General features: G+C 74.7%; 1 protein-coding gene. It reads right to left on the bottom strand.

The window, feature by feature from the left end:
* Positions 1-328: 328 nt before the first annotated feature.
* On the bottom strand, positions 329-1,947 hold a 1,619-nt coding region (locus AOK15_RS40610; protein WP_240508830.1), incomplete at its 5' end, for a LuxR family transcriptional regulator.

Here is a 1,947-nt window from a genome sequence, read left to right as displayed (position 1 = left end):
CGGCCCACCGCCCCCGCTCGGGGGAGCCGAGCGGGGGCGGTGGGCCGGTCTGTGTGCCCTGGCGTGCGGCACGGCGTAAAACGTATGACCGGTTGTGAACGCCCCCCAATGGGGGATCCCCCTAAGGGAGTTGGGGAGGGAAAACCCTCGATGACCCGGGGCGTGGTGTGAGCCTAGGCTGGAGCCGGAAGGGCTTCAGTCCAGGGCGGGCCGGACCGGCCCCGCGCCAGGGCAGGGTCGTGTCAAGGCGCGGTCGCGTCAGGGCAGCAGACGTGAAGCCTTCGCACACGGGTCCCCGGGAGGGGTCGTACACCCGGTCCCGGGGAGGTCAGTTCGTACGGTGTCCCGCCGCCAGTCGCACGATGTCCACACGCGACCGGATCCCCAACTTCCGGTAGACGCGTGTGAGCGTCGCCTCGACCGTCTTCACGCTGATGTACAGCTTCCCGGCGATCTCCCGGTTGGTGGCGCCCTCCATCACCAGCTCGGCGACCTGCCGTTCCGTCGCCGCGAGCCCGGCGAGGGCGTCCAGCGCCGACGGGGCGATCGCGGGCTGCGGCACGGGCACCGGGGCTGCCGAGAGCTGCTCGACCTGACGCAGCCACGGCAGGGCACGGCAGCGGCGGAACAGCCGGGACGCCTCGTCGTACGCGGCCGGACCGGTCACGAGGGCCACCCCTGGACGCGGAGCGACACCGAGCGCCTGGGGCATGGCGCGCAGACACGCCAGGGCGTACGCGGCCCGCGCCTCCTCCAGCCCGCAGCCCAGCTTGGCCAGCCGGCCCTGAGCCGACGTCAACTGCCGAACGGCGGCGTCGTGTTCACCGCGCGCCGCCCGGACGAGGGCCTCGGCCCGGTCGAGGGCCGCGAGGATGCTCTCGCGGCCCAGACGCAGCGCCCGCTGCCGGGTGACGTCGATGACGTCCTGCGCCTCGGCGATCTCCCCGACCCGCACCAGCGCCTCGGCGAGATCGGCCTGCCAGCGGCCGCGGGCCGGGTCGGTGACCCCCAGCCCCTCCTCCAACTCCCGCACCCGGCGCAGCGACTGCACGGTGCCCGCCGCGTCCCCGGACACCAACTGGGCGTGACCGAGGGCACCCAGGGCACGCGAGAGGTACATCAGGTCGCCGTCCTGCTCGGCGTGCTCGGCGGCCTCCCGGGCCAGCGCCTGCGCCCGCTCCACATCGCCGCCGGCGGCCTCGGCGAGCGAGGTGAGCATCGCGGAGGCACCCTCGCCTATGCCGGAGTCGCGGGCGAGCCCATACCCCTCACGGGCGAGGTCGAGGGCCCGGCCGCAGTGCCCGGTGCGCAGTTCGATCTCGGCGAGGAAGCGCACGTAGTGCACCTCGCTCTCGACCATGCCGCGGCGCCGCACCTCGCGCAGCAGCGCGGTGGCCGTGGCCCGGGCGTCGCCGAACTGGTCGCTCATCATCAGCCAGCGGAAGCGGGTCGCGCCCGCCCCGTTGTGGTGACAGGCCAGCTGCGGGTCCTGCGGCTCCTTCAGCGCCTTCTTGATCGTCGCGGGCGCGTCCGGGTGCCCCATCAACGTCTCGACCTGCGCCTGGTGGGCGAGCGCGAGCAGCTCGGTACGGCGGTCCCCGGCCCGCGCGGCCAGTTCCGCGGAGCGCGCGGCCTCCTCGCGGCCCGCCGCGAAGTCGCCGTCGATGACCAGTGCCCGCCAGGCCAGCTGGTAGTGGACCAGGGCGAGCAGCCGGGGGTCGTCGCCCGCGTCGGCGAGGGCCTGCGGGTACACGGCGTCGACCTCGGCGATCGACTGGCCGGCCGCCTCGATCACCACCATCCAGGCGCGGACGCGTTCGGCGGGCTCGGTGGCCCGGCTCAGCACCTCGCGGGCGATGTCCCGGGCGAGGTCGTTCTCGCCGGCGGTCAGCGCGTCCTCGGCGGCCTGGAGCCGTCGCTCGTCCGGCGACGGCTCCAGGCCGCCGA

It is taken from the genome of Streptomyces ossamyceticus (genome assembly GCF_001418475.1).
GTDB lineage: Bacteria > Actinomycetota > Actinomycetes > Streptomycetales > Streptomycetaceae > Streptomyces > Streptomyces ossamyceticus.
This window is presented reverse-complemented; position numbering and strand designations above follow the sequence as displayed.